The organism is Burkholderia sp. Bp8992, assembly GCF_003853705.1.
GTDB lineage: Bacteria > Pseudomonadota > Gammaproteobacteria > Burkholderiales > Burkholderiaceae > Burkholderia.
In genome coordinates this window covers 233,656-253,579 of sequence record NZ_QTQI01000001.1, presented here as the reverse complement: position 1 = coordinate 253,579, position 19,924 = coordinate 233,656, and the positions used below count along the sequence as shown (strand labels likewise).

Here is a 19,924-nt window from a genome sequence, read left to right as displayed (position 1 = left end):
CATGCATGACCGTGCGCCGGTCACGCGCCAGGCATCTGCCGCTATACCCGCAGCATCGATTCGACGGTTCGCCGCGCGTAGCCGATGAAGGCGGCGAGCGGTTCGCCGGACAGGATGGCCGCGCCCGCGTCGTCGTCGAGATAGGCGTCGCGCGCGGCTGCCACCACCGGTCGATACGCATCCGGCAGGCGCGCCAGCACCCATGCGGCTGCGACGTCCTTGGGCGCGATCGAACCGGTCGCGGCGCTGTACCAGATGCGCGCGAGCGCGAGCACCACGTTGCACTCGTCGCCGCGCCAGTCCGGCTCGCCATTCCATTGCGCAACGGTATCGAGCAGCGCGGCGACGAAATCGCGCGCGGGCACCGGCTCGAACAGCGCGGCCGCGGATGGCCCGACCAGCGCGATGCTGTGCTGCCGCGCCTTCGTCAACCGGATGGCCAGATCGTGATCGACGCGCGGCGGTTCGACGATGCCGGCGTCGAGATCGCGGCGCAACCACTCGCCGAACTGCAGTTCGCGCCGCGCAGGATGACGCCACGGCACCACGTCGTCGTGCGCGACGACGGTGACTTCCAGTGCGCGCATGCCGCCTGCGCCATCAGGCCGCGCCGACACGGCGAGGAGATCGCGCATCAACACATGGCGTACCGCTTTGCCGGGTCGCGCCGTCACCGTCACCAGCAGGTCGATGTCGCTGCGCGGTTTCAATCCGCCGTCGAGCGCCGATCCGAACAGGTGGATGGCTTCCAGCGTGGCGCCGAGATGCCGCTCGATCGTCGTGCGCGCGGCGGCCACCTGCGCGGCGATGTCGACGGGAATGCAATCCATCACGATGCGCTCGCAACAGGTCCGGCGAGAACGATCCGCGCGTGCGGAAACATCCGGCGGCGCGAACGAGGGCTGCCGTTCGGCATCGCGCGGGCGCGACGCGTCATTCGCTTCACGGCACGCATCGAGCCGGACATCGCCTACGCTGCACCGCTTCGCTGCCGCGCGATTTGCGCAGCGCAATAAAAATCCCCGCACGCTTTCGCGTACGGGGATCGCAGGACTCCGCAACGGCTGCCGACATGCATTCGGCAGTCGTTGCGCGGCACTACGCTGCCGCGTCCTTCAGCTTCTTCAGCGCACGTGCCTTCACGCGCACGCTGGCCGGCTTCGCCGGGAACCAACGCTCTTCGCCCGAGAACGGGTCCTTGCCGAAGCGCTTCTTCTTCGCCGGCACGACTTGTGCCGTGATCTTCAGCAGGCCCGGCAGCGTGAATTCGCCTGCGCCCTTCTTGTGGACCGAGCCCAGCACGACGTTCTCGAGAGCGGCGAGCACTGCCTTGACCGCCTTCACTTCGACAGCTGCGCGCTCAGCGATGTGCGTTGCGAGCGATGCCTTCGTGAACTTGTCCTTCAGCGGCGTCGGAGCAGCCGGTGCTGCCTTCGCGACAGCCTTCTTGGCCACTACTTTCTTCGCGGGCGCAGCCTTTTTGGCAGCCACTTTCTTGGTGGCCGGTGCGGCAGCCTTCTTGGCCACCTTTTTTGCGGAAGTCGCCATGTTTCTCCTACTAGGTGTGGTCGTTGGATACACGAAGCGTGCAACGCGCGCGCTTCAACGCCGGATTCTACAAGCGCCTTGACGCTTCGTGCAGTACTTTTATGCGTTTTCGCGGGGTTTCCCGCAGGTTTTGTTGCGCGCGACCGACTTCGTCGGCGCATGAGGGCCTGTTTACGCATGGAACGCACATGCGTTGCCACGAGAACGGCCGCTCGCAAGGCGCGCGACGCTGCGAATACTGGACGTATTCGCAAGGAGCGCAACGCAGCGAGCGGCCGTTCTCGTGGCAACCCCAAATTTTAAAAATACATTCCACGGGAATGCCCGAAATCGCCCGCATGGCGGCGTCGCTCGTCGCTTGTTTGGCTCGGCCAAACGGCGCTCCTCACTCCTTGCCCTGCGAGCGATTTCGGGCATTCGCATGTGCGTTCCATGCGTAAACAGGCCCTCACATCGAAAAACGCCTTCACGTATACGTCCAAACGAGCCCGAACGTGAATTACGTTCGATATTTGCGCACCTATACTGGGCTCGCTCAATGCCCGGATGCCTCCATGCGCGAAGCCAGATACGTCAAAGGACTCGACGGCCTGCGAGCCCTCGCCGTCATCCTCGTTTTCCTGTCCCACAAGGGCCACGTCCTTGCCGTCGACGTCGGCAAGCTTGGTGTGTGGACGTTTTTCCTCATCAGCGGATTCCTGATCGTCGGCGAACTGCATCGCAATCGCCAGGCCGTCGAATGCGGCACCATGACGCGCCGTCACGCGTTCGCGCTGTTCCTCGCGAAGCGCGCGCTGCGGATCTTTCCCGTGTACTACCTGCTGCTCGCCGCGCTCGCGATCGCGCATGCGCTGTTCTACCAGCGCGGCGTCAATCTCGGGCTCGCGTGGCACGCGGTGTTCCTGTCGAATTACTGGATCGGCGTCGTCAAGGACGGCTGGCCAGGCTCCACGTCGCACTTCTGGAGCCTCGCGGTTGAACAGCAGTTCTATCTGATCGCGCCGCTCGCGCTGCTCGCGGTGCCTGCCGCGCGACACGTCGCGCTCGGCATCGCGGCCATCGCGCTGTGCGCGGTCGCGCATCTCGCGCTCTATCTGTCCGATGCGTCGCCGGTGCTGATCTACGCGTTTTCCCCGTGGAATTTCGCACTGATCGCGCTCGGCGGCGTCGGTGCGATGGCGCTCGCGGATCGCGGCGCGTCCGCCTTACGCCGCGTTCCGCCCGGCTGGCTCGGCGCGGCAGGCGTCGTGTTCTTCCTTGCACTGCCCGCGTGCACGGCGTTGCCCGACGCGGTCGCGGGGCTCGCGGATCTCGGCCTGTCCGCGTCGCTCGGCGCGCTGATGCTGTGGATCGTCAGCGAACCCGAGCATCCGGTCGTCGCGCTGCTCGACTGGGGGCCGCTCGTCTATCTCGGCACGATCAGCTATGGCTTCTACCTGTTCCACAACCTGATTCCGACGCGCTTCGGCGTGCTGCCCGCATCCTTCGCGCACGTGCCGATACCGGAATTCGTCCGCGAAGCGCTGCCCGAGATGCTGCAATTCGCGCTCGCCGTGCTGCTTGCGCACCTGTCCTGGCGCTACCTCGAAAAGCGGCTGCTCGACTTCAAGAAGCCGATCGCCACGATGCTCGCCCGGCACTTCGCCGCGCAGCCGAGCACGTCGCCGCGCTGAACGTCACGCGCAAGCGCCCCCGATCCGAAGGAAAGGCAACGCCCATTTCGCGCTACTCGACGAGCGGCGCGACTTCATCGCGCGGCACCGAGCTGCCCGGCGCCGGCCCGCACGTCAACCTGCGTCACGCCGACGAAACCGCCGAAACATGCGTGCGGGCCGGCGCGTCGGCACCGGTTTCAGGCACGACACACCGGCGGCGCGCACCACGATCGCGCACGCCGCAGATGCAAAAAAGCCCCGGCGCCTGAGCGGCCGGGGCCAACGGAACAACCACCACCTGAAACAACGAAGCGCGCAGCCGCTTATGCGACAGCAGCCAGCGCGGGCAAGCAGGTACGCAGGTATGCCTCGAATTCGCGGGCCACTTCCGGATGCTGGAGCGCGAGTTCGACAGTTGCCTTGAGATAGCCGATCTTGCTGCCGCAGTCGAAGCGCGTGCCGAAGTAGCGATACGCGAGCACCTGCTCGTTCGCGAGCAGCGACTGGACCGCATCGGTCAGCTGCAGCTCGCCGCCGGCGCCCGGCTTGAGCTTGCGCAGATGATCGAAGATCGTCGGCATGAACACGTAGCGGCCGACCACGCCGAGATTCGACGGCGCATCCTCGGGCGCGGGCTTCTCGATGATGCCCGACAGCTTGATGACGTCCTCTTCCCATTCGCGGCCTTCGACGACGCCGTACGAGCGGCTGTCCTCGCGCGCGATCGTCTCGACGCCGATCACCGAGCTGTGATAGTGGTCGAACACGTCGACGAGCTGCTTGAGCACCGGCTGTTCGCCGTGCAACAGGTCGTCGGCGAGGATCACCGCGAACGGCTCGCCGTGCACGAGCTTCTCCGCGCACAGCACCGCATGGCCGAGGCCGAGCGCTTCCGGCTGGCGCACGTAGAAGCAGTTGACGTTGCTCGGCTTGATGCCGCGCACGAGTTCCAGCAGCTTTTCCTTGCCGCGCGCCTCGAGTTCGGCCTCGATCTCGTACGACTTGTCGAAGTGATCCTCGATCGCGCGCTTGCTGCGCCCGGTGACGAAGATCATCTCGGTGATACCGGCGTTGATCGCTTCCTCGACCGCGTACTGAATCAGCGGCTTGTCGACGACGGGCAACATCTCCTTCGGGCTCGCCTTCGTTGCCGGGAGGAACCGCGTGCCGAGTCCGGCAACGGGGAACACGGCCTTGGTGACTTTCAACATGTTCGCATCCTGATTGCGTTGACTGCGCCGCGTCGACCAGCGACCCGGCGCGATTGTGTTCCGAACGGCATATCGAGAATCGACGGTACTGCCAATTCCACTCCGCTCATTATCGATATGGACGATTGCCCAATTATTCCGAAAAAAATATAATCCCTTCCATTCGGTCGATATTGCCGGACCGAGTGCCGAGGCAGAAACAAATTACCGATTTTCCGGATACAAATTCTTACGATTCGAATTCCTCGATATAGGGCACGCCGCCCCGTTCGAGACCCGGGCGAATCGGTTCGTTCTTCAGCGCCTCGCGGTACGCCGACAACACGGCCATGACCAGCAGTACTGCTGCGCTCGCGATCCAATGCATGTCCATCTTGCCGCTCCTTTGCATCAATCAACTGGAGCTTCAAACTATCAGAAAAAAATCGGCAAATAATTGAAGCGCCGGCGGAACCGCTTTCAGACCGCGACACAACCATCATGTGGAATACCGTTATTTCCGGGCGAGATTTTTTTATTCATTGATCGAATTCTTGCGCATTACGATTGGATGAAACTTCCCCTCCATCCGTCGCAAGGAATCGAATCGCATGCAAGCTTTCAGCGGATCGTCTCTGACCGCGCCGCCGGCCGCCGATCACAAGGAACACGTGATCGACGCGATGCGCGGCTTCGCGGCGCTGCTCGTCGCCTACTTCCACTGCCGGCAGGTCGTCTGGGTCGGCATGCAGAGCTTCCATCAGGCTTACGGCCATGCCCTGAACCCGGGCGTGATCGCCGGCTACCTGACCTTCCCGTTCGCGTGGGGCTCCGCCGGCGTGCCGATCTTCTTCGTGATCAGCGGCTACTGCATCCATCGCAACGCGGCGCTCAAGCTCGCGGCCAACCCCGCGTACCGGCTCGACGCGCCGAACTTCTGGATACGCCGGTTCGCGCGCATCTACCCGGTGCTGCTCGCCGCGCTGCTGTTCACGCTCGCGCTCGACTCCGTCAGCCTGCAGATCGAGCCCGTCAGCCACAAGATCCGCGACGTCGGCGTCCTCGCGTTCCTCGTGAACCTGTTCTCGCTCCAAGGCGTGGCCGGCTATACATACGGGTCGAACGGCGCGCTGTGGACGCTGTCGCTCGAGGTGCAGTTCTACGCGATCTACCCGCTGCTGTTCGCGCTGCGCCGACGCATCGGCATGCCGGCCGTCGTGGCCGCGATTGCGATCGTCAACGTCGCGTCGGCATGGTTGCTCGAACGACACGACCTGCAGTTCTTTACGTCGTACTGGCTGTCCTGGACGATCGGCGCGTGGATCGCCGACGTGCGTGCGCAGCAGGCGCGCGGCGCGGCCGCCCCCGTGCCGTCGCGTGCGTGGTACGTGGCGGCCGCCGTGCTGCTGGCCGCCGGCTGCGGCGCGTTCCATTTCGGCCAGTACGGTGCATTCCAGCTGTGGTCGGCCGGCTTCGCGTGCTTCCTGTACCGCGCGCTCGCCCGCCCGCCGCGCCCGACGCCGCCGCTGCGCGTGCTGAGCTGGTTCGGCGACTTCAGCTACTCGCTGTACCTCGTCCACCTGCCGCTGTTCGTCTGCCTCGGCTCGGTGCTGTTCCACTCCGAACTGCAACTGTCGATCTGGCCGTCGTTCGCGTTCATGGCCGTCGCGATCCCGGTCGCGTACCTGTTCTACCGGATGTTCGAACGGCCGGCGATGATGTGGTCGGCCAGCTTCAAGCCGACGCGCCCGGCCCGCGTCGTCGCGCCGGCGCCCGAACAGGCCGCCTGACGCGGTTGGCAGGATGTCGAAGCCCCCGTGCGGCGTGTCGCCGTGCGGGGGCTTTTGCATGGCCGGCACGCGGTTGCATGCCGGATGGCACGGGGATGGGCAGCCCGCTGCCGTCCGGCCGCGCCACGGCACGTGTTGGGCCGTCCACGGCCGGTTTCCGCCACGCGACTGCCCCCGCGCGGGTTGCCGCTTCACGATCGCCATCGAAACGCGATCAGACGATCTCGCACCCCGCCCCCTCCCGCACCTCGCAAGCCCCCCGCCCGCCACGCGTCCGCCGAACCAGACTCCCCGAAAAGCAAAGCCCCCACGCAGCGCAACGCCGCATGAGGGCCCGTTTCCCGCCGGCGCACGCCGGCTGCGGCTACCGCTTCTTCGCCTTCGCGGCTTTCGCCGTATCCGAGAGGATCTTCTCGACGCGCTCCACATAGGTCTCGGTGCCGAACCGGCGCACCGCCGTCGCGCGTCCGCTCGCGACGAGCCGCGCGCGCAGCGCACCGTCACGCTTCAGCCTGTCGAGCGCGCCGGCCAGCGCGGTCGCGTCGCCCGGCTCGCAGAGCAGCCCGTTGTCGCCGTCCTCGATGATCTCGACGACGCCGCCCGCGCGGGCCGCGACGACCGGCCGGCGCGCGAGCATCCCTTCGACGATCACGCGCCCGAACGGCTCCGGCGTGATCGACGTATGCGCGACGACGTCGACCGCCGTCATGCAGGCGGCCACGTCGCGCTGGAAGCCGAGGAAATGCACGCGCTCGTCCATCCCGTGCCGCGCGACGTATTCGTGCAGCTGCGCCGCGTATTCGTCCTCGCCGAACAACGGCGCGCCGACCAGCACCACGTGCATGTCGGGATGCCGTGCGGCGGCTTCCAGCAGCACGTGCTGCCCCTTCCAGCGCGCGAGCCGGCTGAACGAACCGACGAGCCATGCGTTCTCGGGCAACCCGAGGCGCGTGCGCAGCGCGGCCTGGCTGACGCCTTCCAGCGCGTCGAACGGCTCGGCCGAAATCCCGTTGAACACGACGTCGACGTGCTGCGGCGTGAAGCCCGTCAGCGTGCGGAACGCCTGCGCGGATGCGTCGGAGTTCGCGATCACGCGCGTGACGCCGAGCCGCGAGCAGTACTTAATCGCCAGCAACTGCTTGCTGCCGAAATGGTCGGTGCTGACGATGTCGCGCAGGTGCCAGACCACCGGCTTGCGCGCGAGCCGTCCGGCCAGCGCGGCGACCACCATCGCGCGCTGCGTGTTCGCGTAGATTACTTCGGCACGGCGTGCGCGGCGCGCGACATCGCGCACCAGCCGCACGATCTGCTTCACCGCGCCGAGCGACACGCCGCCCTGCTTGCGCACGCCCGCGAGCGCACCCTGGTCGACCACGTCGACGCGCGCGCCGATCTCGTCGAGCGCCGCGCGGAACGGGCCGTCGTCGAACAGCAGCACGTCGGCGTTCGCGCGCATGTGCTTCATGATCTCGAGCAGCGACAGCTCGGCGCCGCCGAGCACGCCGCTCTGGTCGAGCACGAGCGTCGCCGGGCCGCGCGCGGCCGGCATCGGCGCGATCGCCGTGCCGCGCTGCGCCGTCGAGCCGGGCAGCGCTTCCTCTACATAGTCGAGGAAGCGCCGCCGGAACGTATCGGCGGAAAACCGCTCCGCGTTCGTGCGGCAGGCGGCCGGCGTGAAGCGCTGCGGCGCGCGCTCGAAATCGTCGACGGCCGCGACGATCGCGTGCGGCGTCTGTTCGTCGAAGAACAGCCCGGTCGGGTTCAGGTCCGATTGCGGGTCGAGCACGGTTTCGAGCGCGCCGCCCTTGCCGTACGCGATCACCGGCGTGCCGCACGCCTGCGCCTCGACGACCGAGATCCCGAAATCCTCCTCGGCCGCAAACACGAACGCCTTCGCGCGCCGCATCCGGTCGTGCAGCACCGCGAACGGCTGGTAGCCCATGATCTCGACGTTCGGGCCGGCCTTCGCGCGGATCTTCTGCATCTCCGGGCCGTCGCCGATCACGACGAGCTTGCGCTCGGGCGTGCGCGAGAAGGCTTCGACGATCAGGTCGATCTTCTTGTACGGCACCATCCGCGACGCGGTCAGGTAGAAATCGTCCTTCTCGGCGTTCAGCGAAAATGCGTCGACGTCGACCGGCGGGAAGATCACCGCCGCGTCGCGGTGGTAGACCTTCTTGATGCGCCGCGCGATGAACGCGGAGTTGGCAACGAAGCCGTCCACCGCGTTCGCGGTGCGCGTGTCCCAGTTGCGGATGTAATGCAGGATCATCCGCGCGAGCAGCGATTTCGGCCCGTGCGTGAGGTTCGACTGTTCCAGATACTGGTGCTGCAGGTCCCACGCATAGCGGATCGGCGAATGCACGTAGCTGATGTGCACCTGGTCCGGCCCCGTCAGTACGCCCTTCGCGACCGCGTGGCTGCTCGAGATCACGAGGTCGTACTCGGACACGTCGAGCTGCTCGATCGCGAGCGGCATCAGCGGCAGGTAGCTGCGGTATTTGGTGCGCGCGAACGGCAGCTTCTGGATGAACGACGTCGTCACCGGCTTGCCGCGCACGAACGCGCGGTCGTCGAGGAAATCGACGAGGCTGAACAAATCGGCGTCGGGAAAGCACGCGACGATCTGTTCGAGCACGCGCTCGGCGCCCGCATAGGTGACGAGCCAGTCGTGGACGATCGCCACGCGCAGCGCGCGGGACGGCTGCCGCGCGCTGGCGCGCTCGGCCGGCACCGCGCGGTGCAGCGCGGCGGCGTCGCCCGGGTGGGCCACGGCGGCATCGGCCGTGGCGAGATTCAGGACGGCGTGTTCCGCCAGATCGCGATTCATACGGTTTTCCTCGCATTGAGACGGACAAACAGGTCGCGCACGAGTGCGCGCAGCCCCGGCGTCATCGTGAGCGACCACGCGACGTTCAGCACCAGCACGACCGCGCACATGCCGATCGACTCGCCGAGCCCCGGCCAGGCCTGCGCCAGGAACAGGCTCGCCAGCAGGAACGCGAGGTGCGCGAGCATGTCGAGCACGATCGCGCGCATCCGGATCGCCGACAGGTACAGCAGCACGCCGTAGTCGACGAGCGCGCGCGCCGCGACGACCACCGCCGCGCCGATCAGCCCGAAGTGATGAATGCCGAACCACAGGCCGCCGACGAAGAACGGCATCTCGACGAGCCCGGCGAATGCCGCGCGGGCCGGATTGACCTGCGACTGGATCAGGATCCGCGTCACGCTCGCCTGGCCGACGAGCCACACGCTGATCACCAGCACGCGGCCGACCGGCGCCGAATGCGCGGCGAGATCGGCGCCGACCCACAGCGTGAGGAACGGCGCGAGCGCGAAGATCGCGACGATGCCGACCGGCGTGAACACGCCGTTCAGGAATTCGAGCGACTGCCGCGCGAGCGTGTCGGCGTGATCGCGACCCACCGCCGACAGGCGCGGAAACAGCGTGCGCACGAGCGCGTTCGGCAGCATGTTCAGGCGCGTGACGAGGTTCTGCGGCACCGTGTAGTAGGTGACGAACTTCGCGCCCATGCCGGCGCCGAGCATCACGCGATCGAGCGTGTCGGCGATCATGCTCGTCGTGCTCGCGATCAGCATCCAGCCGCCGAAGTTGAACAGCCCTTTCGCGGTGCCCCACTGCGGCGGATCGATGCGCCGGATCCCGAGCACCTTGATGCTGGCCTGGCCGAGCATCACCGCCGCGATCAGGCGCGCGACGACGGCCGCCGCGAGCACCGTCTGCAGGTTCGGCGCGATCCACCACGCGGCGCCGAGCGGCAGCAGCTGGAACAGGAACGTACCGATCGTCTGGTTCGTGTTGAACACGCCGAACCGTTCGGCGCCGTTGATCGCGCCGGCGAACACCCACGACACGTTCGCGAGCGGAATCGCGAGCGCGAGCCACGGCAGCGCGAGATACACCTCGTGCTGCATCGCGGCCGAGACCTTCGTGAAGTACGCGGTGTAGACGAACGCGCCGAAATAGATCAGCAGCCCGCCGACGATGCCGGTGCCGAGATTCAGCCAGAACGCGCTCCAGAACACGCGCGCGCTTTCGTCGGCGTTGCCGCTCGCGAGCGCCTTCGAGATGTGGTTCTGCGCGGCCATGCTCATCCCGAGATCGAGGATCCCGAAATAGCCGATCAGCGTCCACACGAGGCTGACGACGCCATAACGCTCGACGCCGAGCGCGTGGATGTAGGCGGGCACCGTCACCAGCGACACGAAGGTCGGCAGGATCAGCCCGATGAAGTTGATCGAAACGTTCTTTAGAATGCCTTTGTCCATGCTCATGCCTTGAGTGACAGCGACGACGGCGCGCCGCCCGTCACGGTTTCCAGCGATACATCAGCACCTTGCCGCGCGCGTCTTCCTCGACGAACACGAGGTATTCGCCGTTCTCGCGCCGGAATGCGCTGATGCCGAACGGCACGTCGACCCAGCCGGATGCCTTGCCGACCTCGGTGCCCGGGCTCATCACGCCCACTTCCTTGCCGGTGTCCTTGTCGTACACGTGGATCTTGCCGACCGGCTCCACGGTGAAGATGTAGCGGCCCTCGACCGTGATCCCGATCAGGTCCAGGATCGGCTTCGCATCGAGCTGCCACGGCAGCGCCACCTGGTAGCGCACGACCGGCGAGCCCGTCGACCACTTGTCGAAGCGGATCAGCACGCGCCCCACTTCCTTGTTGATGCCCGGCTGCGGCGGCGCGTCGGCCGTGTAGCCGGTCACGTACAGCGTGTCGGTCTGCGGCTCGTAGATCGAACGGCGCAGCTGCGTGAACGGCTGCGGCATCGGATAGGTCGTGACCTTGTCGTACGAGTAGATCGGGTTGCCGGCCTTGTCGACGCCGCCGTACTGGAAGCGGTGGATGCCGCGCACGTCGCTGGTACGCCAGATGTCGCCCTTCGTGTCGACCCACCAGCCCCAGCCGCCCGCCTTCGCCTTGCCCGTCGTGTTGATCTCGGATTCGTCGGCATCGATGCGGCCGTTGCCGTTCGCGTCGCGCCACAGCCAGTCGCCGCCAGGCGGCTTGTTCGGCACCTTGTCGACCGGCCGCGCGCGGCCCGCGATCAGGCCCGACGGAATCGCGACCTCGCCGTCGCGCTTCGCGTCGAAGCGGTAGATCTTCAGGTGATCGGCGTACATGTCGGTCAGGTACAGGAACGTGCGGCCGTCGACGCGCCGCGCGATCGGCATGCCCGGATACTGGTCCGTGTGGAACACGGGATCGTCCGGATACTTGAAGCGATTCGACAGGAAGCCGACGTATTTCCAGTCCTGGCCCGGCGGCTTCGACAAGTCGAGCTCGAAGCGCTTGTTGCCCGTGTACACGCTGTTCGGCCGTGCCGGGTCGAGCCATGCGCCGTCGACGAACAGCAGCCCCTGCACCTGCCAGCGCGGCTTGCCGTCCGGCGTGTAGCTTTCGAGCACCGCGCCGAGCCCGGCGCCGATCGTGTCGTGGCGCGGCCCGATGCCGTTCATCGACACATAGATGTTGCCCGCGCGGTCGACGCCGACGCCCGTCAGCCCGTTGAAGCGCTGCGGCCCGGGACGCCCCGGCACGGGGCCCGCGAAGATGCCGCCGCGCTCGCCGAACGTGCCCGACTGCGCATAGCCCTTGCCGCCTTTCGAGAAAATCAGGATCTGCTGGCGCGGCCCGTTGTCCGCGACGAGCACGCGCCCTTTCGTGTCGACGGCCACGTCCACCGCGTCGGTGCCTTCCGGCAGCGCGGGCGCATCGTCGAGCTTGCGGCCGTCGGCACGCACGTGCACGAGATGCGCGGGCCCGCTCAGCGTATCGGTCAGCAGCCACAGCGTGCCGTCGCCGGCGAGCGCGATGCGGCCCGGCTCGTGCGCGCTCCACGTGCCCTTCTGCTGCATCGTCTCGGCGTCGTAGACATTCACGACGTCGTGCGACGGATTCGTCGCGAACAGCGTCTTGTCATCCACCGCGAGACCGCCCACTTCCGCCTTCGCCTCGCCCACTTCCGAGCGCGCGGGGGCCGGCACCTCGTTCATCATCATGAAGCTCGCGGCCATCCGCGCGCGGCCGGCATCGGCGCGCCCGCCCGGCGCGACCTGCGGCGACGCGCGAAACGGCGCGGGCTGCTTCATGTCGCCGATCGTGCGCCGCGAGATGCCGAACCACTGCTTGCCCTTGTCCGGCCAGATGCCGGGCGATTGCAGGTGGCCGCGCTCGTTGCCGACGCCGATCGCGACATACGCGTACTTGCTGTTCACGGCGATCGCGTTGCCGCCGAGGTTGCCCCAGCCGTGCGTGCCGCCAGCGAAGCCGAGCATCTTCCCGTCCTGGTAGACGCTCGCCTCGGCCCCGCTCTCGTCCCACGGCGCGTTCGTATACACCTTGCCTTCAGGCGTCACCGCAATCGCGCGGATGTCGATCTGCGTCCAGCTGCCGTCGCCATAGCCGAACGTGTTGCCGATCCACGACGTCGTCGCGGGCAACACCGTTTCGGCCGGCGCTGCGCTCGCCAGCAGCGCCGCGCTTACCGTCATGCCTACCAAAATCAGACGTCGCAATGCGCTTCTCCAGACTTGATGCAGCAGCGACCGGCGCTGCCGCGGACTGCCGCCGGCGCACCCTGTCGCTAAATGGGTTTCAAACGTCGCGATGCAGGTTACAAGCAAAAATAATCACAAGAAATTTGGAAATATTTGGGGATGTTTCTGCCTGAAATATCGAGCCGGAACAGGCGATAAATTGCATCTGGAAACGGCAATAACGACCGCATTGCGCACGCCACCACGTAGAAAATGCCGCTCCGCGCCGCCTATCAAGGCGGTCCGGGCGCCAACCTTTCATCTTTCGACCGGATTAATCGGCATTCGAATGTTTTCCGTCGGATAAACGACGTGCGTTTTTTTGCCGATTTCTTTTCCCTAGAATCGATTTCGACTCGATATTTCATTCAAAGGCATGCATTACGTTCACGCATCGGATGTGCGACACGGCGCGGCCCCGGCCGTGCGTCGCAAAGGAGCGGCGCGATGACGGGCATCTCGCGACCCGCCGACCTGACCCCGCCGCACCACGGCCGCATCGTGCAGCTCGACGGGCTGCGCGCGATCGCGGTGGGCGCCGTGTTCCTGCAGCACGCGCTGAAAGCGCCGCTGTGGATGGGCGTCGACCTGTTCTTCGTGCTGAGCGGCCTGCTGATCACCGGCATCCTGCTCGATCGCAAGGCGCGCGGGCAGTCGTACTTCAGCCATTTCTATGCGCGCCGCGTGCGCCGCATCCTGCCGCCGTACGTGCTGCTGCTGGTGGTGTCGACGCTCCTGTTCGGCGCGAGCTGGCTGCCGCACTGGCCGTGGTTCGCGTTTTTCTCGACCAACATCGGGCTGTCGCTCGGCAGCATCGGCCATGACAGCCTGAACGTGCTGTGGTCGCTCGCGGTCGAGGAGCAGTTTTATATCTTCTGGCCGTTCGTCGTGCTGTGGTGCTCGGAGCGCGCGCTGCTGTGGATCGCCGCCGCGCTGGTCGTCGCAGCCCCCGTGCTGCGCGCGATCGCGACGCCGTGGTTCGATTCGTTCTGGCCGATCTACTACCTGACGCCGTTCCGGATGGACCTGCTCGCGGCCGGCGCGGTGCTCGCGATCGTGCTGCGCCGCGACCGGCGCGCGCTGGAGCCGTTCTATCCGCTCGCGATCGTCGGTGCACTCCTGGCGCTCGCGATCCTCGGCTGGCTGCACCTGTCGTTCCCGCGCTTCCGCGCCGCGAACACGCCGCTGTCGAATGCAGCGCTCTACAGCATCTCGCTGCTGCTGTGCACGTCGATCGTCGTGATCGCGTTGCGCGGCCGCGGCCTCGTGCAACGTGTACTGACCAACCCGATGCTCGTCTACGTCGGTACCGTCAGCTACACCGTGTACCTGATCCACCTGAGCGTGCTGTATGCGCTCTGGCCGCTGCACCTGAACCGCTTCGTCACGGCTGCGCTCGCGCTGGCGATCACGCTCGCGTACGCAACCCTGAGCTGGTACGGCTTCGAACGGCGCCTGACGCGCGGCCCCGCGCGCCGCGCGCTGCCGGCCGCCGCCGGCACGACCGCCTGAATTTCACCATCCATCGTTTCTACCAGGACAACGCCATGAGCCAAACTCGCAAGAAGGCCATCATCACCGGGATTTCGGGGCAGGACGGTGCGTACCTGACCAAGCTGCTGCTCGACAAGGGCTACGAGGTCACCGGCACCTACCGCCGCACCAGCTCGGTGAATTTCTGGCGCATCGCCGAGCTCGGCGTCGACACGCACCCGAACCTCACGCTCGTCGAGCACGACCTGACCGACGCCGGCTCGAGCCTGCGCCTGCTCGAACGCACGCAACCCGACGAGCTGTACAACCTCGCCGCGCAGAGCTTCGTCGGCGTGTCGTTCGACCAGCCGGCGACGACCGCCGAAGTGACCGGCATCGGCCCGCTGAACCTGCTCGAGGCGATCCGCGTCGTGAGCCCGAAGACGCGTTTCTACCAGGCATCGACGTCGGAGATGTTCGGCAAGGTGCAGGCCATTCCGCAGACCGAGACGACCGCGTTCTATCCGCGCAGCCCGTACGGCGTCGCGAAGCTGTACGCGCACTGGATGACCGTGAACTACCGCGAGTCGTACGGCCTGTTCGGCAGCAGCGGCATCCTGTTCAACCATGAGTCGCCGCTGCGCGGCCGCGAGTTCGTCACGCGCAAGATCACCGACACGATCGCGAAGATCAAGCTCGGCAAGGCGACGCGCCTCGAGCTCGGCAACCTCGACGCAAAGCGCGACTGGGGCTTTGCACTCGAATACGTCGAAGGGATGTGGCGCATGCTGCAGGCCGACGAGCCCGACACCTACGTGCTGGCGACCAACCGCACCGAGACCGTGCGCGACTTCGTCCGGATGGCGTTCGCGGCGGCCGGCTACCAGCTCGAATGGTCCGGCAAGGGCGAGCAGGAGCGCGGCCTCGACGCGGCGACCGGCAACGTGCTCGTCGAAGTGAACCCGAAGTTCTACCGCCCTGCCGAGGTCGACCTGCTGATCGGCTGCGCGGACAAGGCGAAAAGCAAACTTGGCTGGGCACCCAAGACGACGCTCGAACAACTTTGCCAGATGATGGTCGAAGCGGATTTGACGCGGAACCAACACCATGACACGTTCTGAAAGCGGACGCCCGTCGCGCCGTGCGTTCGTCACGGGCCTGACGGGCTTCACGGGCCGCTACATGGCCGAACGCCTGCAGGCGGCCGGCTATGACGTCTGGGGTACGATCGCGCCCGGCGCGCCGCGCCCCGACGATCCGGCGTTCGCGCACTGCACGCTGCTGCCGGTCGACCTGCTCGACGCAGAGGCGATGCGCGCGGCGGCGGCCGATGCACGGCCCGATGCGGTCGTGCATCTCGCCGCGCGCGCGCATGTCGCACAGGATGAGCCGTCGCAAACTTACGCGGTCAACATCTCCGGTACGCGCAACCTGCTGGCCGCACTCGCGGGCCTCGACCGCCGCCCGTCGGCCGTGCTGCTGGCCAGCAGTGCGAACATCTACGGCAACTCGACGGCCGGCGTGCTCGACGAAACCGTCGCACCGGCCCCGGCGAACGACTACGCGGTCAGCAAGCTCGCGATGGAATACGCGGGGAAGCTGTGGGCCGACCGGCTGCCGATCGTGATCGCGCGACCGTTCAACTACACGGGTGTCGGCCAGAGCGACGCGTACCTGCTGCCGAAGCTCGTCGCGCACTACGCGCGCAACGCGCCGCGGATCTCGCTCGGCAACCTCGACGTGAGCCGCGATTTCTCCGACGTGCGCGACGTGACGGCCGCCTATCTGAAGCTGGTCGAAGCCGCACCGGCCGGCGAGACGTTCAACGTCTGCTCGGAGCGCGCGTATTCGCTGAAGGAAGTGCTGGCGATGCTGTCGCGCATCGCCGGTTACGTGATCGACGTGACGATCGATCCGCGCTTCGTGCGGCACAACGAGGTGAAGAGCCTGAGCGGGTCGCGCGACAAGCTGCGGCGCGCGGTGGGCGAATTGCCCGTCACGCCGCTCGATGAAACGCTGCGGTGGATGGTCGACGCGATGCGCGCCGCGCCGCCGCCCGGGCACGCCGGCTGAACCGGGCGACGCCACGCACGTGTAACGGCGTGCACGGAAACGACAGCGGGCCGGTCTTTCGAGCGGCCCGCTTCATTCATGCCGGCCCGGAGCCCGGCGGCGCGACTCAGCCTTCGAGACCGCGCGCGAGATCGGCGCGAACGTCGGCTGCGTGCTCGAGGCCGACCGCCAGGCGGATCAGCCCTTCGGTGATCCCGGCTGCCGCACGCGCTTCCGGCGTGATGCGGCCGTGCGTCGTGGTGGCCGGATGCGTGATCGTCGTGCGCGTGTCGCCGAGGTTGCCGGTAATCGACACGAGCTTCGTGTTGTCGATCACGCGCCACGCGTTCGCGCGCTGCTGCTCTGGCGTGTCGCCCTTCAGCTCGAACGACACGATTGCGCCGCCCGCCTTCTGCTGGCGCTTCGCGAGTTCATGCTGCGGATGCGATTCGAGGCTCGGATAGAACACGCGCGCCACGGCCGGATGCGAATCGAGCCAGCGCGCGATTTCCAGCGCGTTCGCCGATTGCTTCTCGACGCGCAGCGACAGCGTTTCCATCCCCTTCAGCAGCACCCACGCGTTGAAGGCCGACAGCGTCGGGCCCGCGCTGCGCACGAACGGGAACACCTTGCCCATGATGAATTCCTTCGAGCCGACCAGCGCACCGCCGAGCACGCGGCCTTGCCCGTCGAGAAATTTCGTGGCCGAGTGCATCACGACATCCGCGCCGAGCTTCAACGGCTGCTGCAGCACCGGGCTGCAGAAACAGTTGTCGACGACGAACAGCGCATTCGCGGCCTTCGCGATCTTGCCGATCGCCTCGATGTCGGCGAGTTCGGTCAGCGGGTTCGACGGCGTCTCGAGGAAGAACATCTTCGTTTCCGGCCGCACGGCTTCCTGCCATGCGTTCAGGTCGGTCGGGTCGACGAAGGTCGTCGTGATCCCGAACTTGCTGAAGATCTGCGAGAACATCCCGAGCGTCGAACCGAACAGGCTGCGCGAGCTGACGAGGTGGTCGCCGGCCTGCAGTGCGGACATCACGACCGACATGATCGCGGCCATCCCCGACGCCGTCGCGATGCACGCCTCGCCGCCCTCGAGCGCCGCGAGACGCTCCTGGAACATGGTGACGGTCGGGTTCGTGAAGCGCGAATAGGTGAAGTAGTCTTCCGAGTTCGCGAAGCGCTCGGCCGCGTCGGCCGCGCTGGAGAAGCAGAAGCTCGACGTGAGGAACAGCGCTTCCGAGTGCTCGTTGAAGTCGCTGCGCAGCGTGCCTGCGCGCACGGCAAGCGTGTCGAAGTTGAGGGAGTCGTCCATGTTCCGTTTTCCGTATCCGATGGCCACGCGCATCGCGCAGGCCAGATCAAAACCAGGCCAAAAAACAAAAAGCCCGCTATGCGTCTGCATCAGCGGGCTTCGGTGCGGTACGACAGCGATCGACTCGGGCCGGCTGTCGCCGGCCTTCGCTTTAGCTGTTTTGGGAAGTCGCCCCGCGTCCGCAAGCTGATATCAAATCGACGCAAGGCCACATCCTATCACGCTTCTCCGCAAGCGTGCGCCGGTGTCACTCGACCGACAGTTGCAGGTTCATCTGCGAACGCTCGGTGTCGCCGGCCGTGTCGCGATCGGCCTGCGACGCCGGTGCGAGACGCGCGCGCTCGATCGCATCGAGATACTCGGGCGTCACGTCGCCGGTGATGTAGTTGCCGTCGAAGCACGATGCCTCGAAGCGCTCGAGCTTCGGGTTGATGTCGCGCACCGCGCGGCGCAGGTCGTCGACGTCCTGGTAGATCAGGTGGTCGGCGCCGATCATCTTCGCGACTTCTTCGTCGGAGCGGCCGTGTGCGACGAGCTCGCCGCGCGTCGGCATGTCGATGCCGTACACGTTCGGGAACTTCACGGGCGGCGCGGCCGACGCGAAGATCACCGACTTCGCGCCCGCATCGCGCGCCATCTGCACGATTTCATGCGAGGTCGTGCCGCGCACGATCGAGTCGTCGACGATCAGCACGTTCTTGTCCTTGAACTCGATGCTCATCGCGTTGAGCTTCTGGCGCACCGACTTCTTGCGCACGGCCTGCCCCGGCATGATGAACGTACGGCCGACGTAGCGGTTCTTGAAGAAGCCTTCGCGATACTCGACGCCGAGCTTCGCGGCGACCTGCATCGCAGCCGGGCGCGACGAATCGGGAATCGGCATCACGACGTCGATCGGCACGTTCGGCAGTTCGCGCTTGATCTTCTCGGCGAGATAGTCGCCCATGCGCAGGCGCACGTTGTAGACCGGCACGCCGTCGAGGCACGAATCCGGACGGGCCAGATACACGTATTCGAACATGCACGGATTCAGCGTCGGGTTCACCGCGCACTGCTGGCTGTGGAAGTTGCCGGCCTTGTCGATGAAGATCGCTTCGCCCGGCTCCAGGTCACGCACGAATTCGAAACCGATGCCTTCGACCGCCACCGACTCCGACGCGACCATCCATTCGGTGCCGTGCTCGGTCTCGAGCTTGCCGATGCACAGCGGACGGATGCCGAACGGATCGCGGAACGCGAGCAGGCCGTAGCCGGCGATCAGCGACACGATCGCATACGAACCCTGCAGGCGGCGATGCACGCCCGAGACTGCCTTGAACACGGACGCCGGATCGAGCTCGAGGCCGGTGGTCGACAGTTGCAGCTCGTGCGCGAACACGTTGAGCAGCACTTCGCTGTCGGAATTGGTGTTGATGTGCCGGCGGTCGATCCGGAACATCTCGTCCTTCAGTTGCTGCCAGTTCGTCAGGTTGCCGTTGTGCGCGAGGATGATCCCGAACGGCGCGTTCACGTAGAACGGCTGCGCTTCGGCTTCGCTCGACGCCGAACCGGCCGTCGGGTAGCGCACCTGGCCGATGCCGTAGGTGCCGGGCAGGCTGCGCATGTTGCGCGTGCGGAACACGTCGCGCACCATGCCGTTCGCCTTGTACATGTGGAAATTGCTGCCGTCCGCCGTCGCGATGCCCGCCGCGTCCTGACCGCGATGCTGCAGGAGCAGCAGGCTGTCATAGATCAGCTGATTGACCGGGGATTGGGAGATAACGCCTACGATGCCGCACATGGCATGTCCTTCAGAATGACAAAATCGGTTCCGTCCTGCCCGGCCGCGTCGTCACACGCGTACGTACTGGGCCATGCCGTCGGGCAGGAGCTGCTTCAGCTCGTGCACGCCCTGTTCGGCAAAGGGACGCAATAGCGCATTGCGCCAGAAATCCTGTTTGGGCAGTTCGGTCAGCCCGGCCGCCGCGACCAGCAGCACCACCAGCACACAGCCGCGGACGAGCCCGAACATCATGCCCAGCGAGCGGTCGACGCCGCCCAGGCCACTCGCCTGCGCGATCCGCGACAGCAGCGCGTTTGCGACACCGGCGACCAGCACGACGCCGATCACGAGCACCGCGAAGGCGATCACCCATTGCGTCAGCGCACCGCCCGGCCAGTTCGCCGGGATATACGGCACGACCAGCCCGACGTAGCGGCCCGCGATCACGATCGCCGCAATCCAGCCGATCAGCCCGAATATCTCCGACACGAAGCCGCGCCACGCACCGCGCAGCGCCGACAACACGATCACCGCCAATACAGCGTAGTCGAAAGCCGTCAGCATC

The 19,924-nt window shown here is 66.4% G+C and carries 15 protein-coding genes; 5 read left to right on the top strand and 10 right to left on the bottom strand.

The window, feature by feature from the left end; genetic code table 11:
* Positions 1-41: 41 nt before the first annotated feature.
* Both DIE03_RS01175 and DIE03_RS01170 read right to left on the bottom strand, forming a co-directional pair.
* Positions 42-833 (bottom strand): AadA family aminoglycoside 3''-O-nucleotidyltransferase, encoded by a 792-nt coding sequence (locus tag DIE03_RS01175; protein ID WP_409364403.1) that lies wholly within the window; start codon positions 831-833, stop codon positions 42-44.
* A 265-nt stretch (positions 834-1,098) separates the two neighbouring features.
* Positions 1,099-1,548: an HU family DNA-binding protein gene (locus tag DIE03_RS01170; protein WP_034185832.1), complete on the bottom strand. Its 450-nt coding sequence runs from the start codon at positions 1,546-1,548 to the stop codon at positions 1,099-1,101.
* 554 nt (positions 1,549-2,102) lie between these two features.
* Here DIE03_RS01170 and DIE03_RS01155 point away from each other — a divergent pair.
* Positions 2,103-3,221: an acyltransferase gene (locus DIE03_RS01155; protein ID WP_124446662.1), complete on the top strand. Its 1,119-nt coding sequence runs from the start codon at positions 2,103-2,105 to the stop codon at positions 3,219-3,221.
* A 305-nt stretch (positions 3,222-3,526) separates the two neighbouring features.
* Here DIE03_RS01155 and galU read toward each other — a convergent pair whose 3' ends face one another.
* Positions 3,527-4,414, bottom strand: coding sequence for a UTP--glucose-1-phosphate uridylyltransferase GalU (gene galU, locus DIE03_RS01150; RefSeq protein WP_085041520.1), 888 nt, complete (start codon positions 4,412-4,414; stop codon positions 3,527-3,529).
* A gap of 229 nt (positions 4,415-4,643) precedes the next feature.
* Positions 4,644-4,787, bottom strand: coding sequence for a hypothetical protein (locus DIE03_RS38095; RefSeq protein ID WP_006479318.1), 144 nt, complete (start codon positions 4,785-4,787; stop codon positions 4,644-4,646).
* A gap of 217 nt (positions 4,788-5,004) precedes the next feature.
* Here DIE03_RS38095 and DIE03_RS01140 point away from each other — a divergent pair, with 217 nt between their 5' ends.
* Complete coding sequence (locus DIE03_RS01140) at positions 5,005-6,183, top strand: acyltransferase (RefSeq protein ID WP_124446658.1); 1,179 nt, start codon at positions 5,005-5,007, stop codon at positions 6,181-6,183.
* 364 nt (positions 6,184-6,547) lie between these two features.
* On the opposite strand, the gene DIE03_RS01135 is transcribed toward DIE03_RS01140, so the two are convergent.
* From DIE03_RS01135 to DIE03_RS01125, 3 genes are read right to left on the bottom strand one after another with little or no spacing between them, the layout of a single operon-like run.
* On the bottom strand, positions 6,548-9,013 hold the full coding sequence (locus DIE03_RS01135) for a glycosyltransferase family 4 protein (protein WP_185658073.1): 2,466 nt from the start codon (positions 9,011-9,013) through the stop codon (positions 6,548-6,550).
* On the bottom strand, positions 9,010-10,476 hold the full coding sequence (locus tag DIE03_RS01130) for a flippase (protein ID WP_034185827.1): 1,467 nt from the start codon (positions 10,474-10,476) through the stop codon (positions 9,010-9,012). The genes DIE03_RS01135 and DIE03_RS01130 overlap by 4 nt, the downstream gene beginning before the upstream one ends.
* A gap of 40 nt (positions 10,477-10,516) precedes the next feature.
* Positions 10,517-12,709, bottom strand: a complete 2,193-nt coding sequence (locus DIE03_RS01125) for a hypothetical protein (protein WP_185658084.1) — start codon at positions 12,707-12,709, stop codon at positions 10,517-10,519.
* 492 nt (positions 12,710-13,201) lie between these two features.
* On the opposite strand from DIE03_RS01125, the gene DIE03_RS01120 reads away from it, so the two are divergent.
* Genes DIE03_RS01120 through DIE03_RS01110 form a run of 3 tightly spaced genes read left to right on the top strand, consistent with a single transcriptional unit; the run spans position 13,202 to position 16,300 of the window.
* Positions 13,202-14,266: an acyltransferase gene (locus DIE03_RS01120; protein WP_124446652.1), complete on the top strand. Its 1,065-nt coding sequence runs from the start codon at positions 13,202-13,204 to the stop codon at positions 14,264-14,266.
* Positions 14,267-14,301: 35 nt separating this feature from the next.
* Positions 14,302-15,348, top strand: coding sequence for a GDP-mannose 4,6-dehydratase (gmd, locus tag DIE03_RS01115; RefSeq protein ID WP_124446650.1), 1,047 nt, complete (start codon positions 14,302-14,304; stop codon positions 15,346-15,348).
* Positions 15,335-16,300 (top strand): NAD-dependent epimerase/dehydratase family protein, encoded by a 966-nt coding sequence (locus tag DIE03_RS01110; protein ID WP_124446648.1) that lies wholly within the window; start codon positions 15,335-15,337, stop codon positions 16,298-16,300. The genes gmd and DIE03_RS01110 overlap by 14 nt, the downstream gene beginning before the upstream one ends.
* A 106-nt stretch (positions 16,301-16,406) precedes the next feature.
* On the opposite strand, the gene DIE03_RS01105 is transcribed toward DIE03_RS01110, so the two are convergent.
* The 3 genes from DIE03_RS01105 to DIE03_RS01090 form a co-directional block, all read right to left on the bottom strand.
* Positions 16,407-17,597: an O-succinylhomoserine sulfhydrylase gene (locus DIE03_RS01105; RefSeq protein ID WP_124446646.1), complete on the bottom strand. Its 1,191-nt coding sequence runs from the start codon at positions 17,595-17,597 to the stop codon at positions 16,407-16,409.
* 247 nt (positions 17,598-17,844) lie between these two features.
* Positions 17,845-19,377 (bottom strand): amidophosphoribosyltransferase, encoded by a 1,533-nt coding sequence (gene purF, locus DIE03_RS01095; RefSeq protein ID WP_124446642.1) that lies wholly within the window; start codon positions 19,375-19,377, stop codon positions 17,845-17,847.
* A 51-nt stretch (positions 19,378-19,428) separates the two neighbouring features.
* The gene (locus tag DIE03_RS01090; RefSeq protein WP_124446640.1) at positions 19,429-19,923 is read right to left on the bottom strand and encodes a CvpA family protein; all 495 of its coding nucleotides are present in this window, start codon (positions 19,921-19,923) and stop codon (positions 19,429-19,431) included.
* Position 19,924: the final 1 nt, after the last annotated feature.

Coding starts and splice junctions, on each gene's coding strand:
- DIE03_RS38095 (WP_006479318.1), bottom strand. CDS start 4,787: ATGGACATGCATTGGATCGCGAGCGCAGCAGTACTGCTGGTCATGGCC.
- DIE03_RS01130 (WP_034185827.1), bottom strand. CDS start 10,476: ATGGACAAAGGCATTCTAAAGAACGTTTCGATCAACTTCATCGGGCTG.
- DIE03_RS01125 (WP_185658084.1), bottom strand. CDS start 12,709: ATGACGGTAAGCGCGGCGCTGCTGGCGAGCGCAGCGCCGGCCGAAACG.
- DIE03_RS01135 (WP_185658073.1), bottom strand. CDS start 9,013: ATGAATCGCGATCTGGCGGAACACGCCGTCCTGAATCTCGCCACGGCC.
- DIE03_RS01140 (WP_124446658.1), top strand. CDS start 5,005: ATGCAAGCTTTCAGCGGATCGTCTCTGACCGCGCCGCCGGCCGCCGAT.
- DIE03_RS01120 (WP_124446652.1), top strand. CDS start 13,202: ATGACGGGCATCTCGCGACCCGCCGACCTGACCCCGCCGCACCACGGC.
- DIE03_RS01110 (WP_124446648.1), top strand. CDS start 15,335: ATGACACGTTCTGAAAGCGGACGCCCGTCGCGCCGTGCGTTCGTCACG.
- purF (WP_124446642.1), bottom strand. CDS start 19,377: ATGTGCGGCATCGTAGGCGTTATCTCCCAATCCCCGGTCAATCAGCTG.
- DIE03_RS01170 (WP_034185832.1), bottom strand. CDS start 1,548: ATGGCGACTTCCGCAAAAAAGGTGGCCAAGAAGGCTGCCGCACCGGCC.
- DIE03_RS01155 (WP_124446662.1), top strand. CDS start 2,103: ATGCGCGAAGCCAGATACGTCAAAGGACTCGACGGCCTGCGAGCCCTC.
- DIE03_RS01090 (WP_124446640.1), bottom strand. CDS start 19,923: ATGCTGACGGCTTTCGACTACGCTGTATTGGCGGTGATCGTGTTGTCG.
- galU (WP_085041520.1), bottom strand. CDS start 4,414: ATGTTGAAAGTCACCAAGGCCGTGTTCCCCGTTGCCGGACTCGGCACG.
- DIE03_RS01105 (WP_124446646.1), bottom strand. CDS start 17,597: ATGGACGACTCCCTCAACTTCGACACGCTTGCCGTGCGCGCAGGCACG.
- gmd (WP_124446650.1), top strand. CDS start 14,302: ATGAGCCAAACTCGCAAGAAGGCCATCATCACCGGGATTTCGGGGCAG.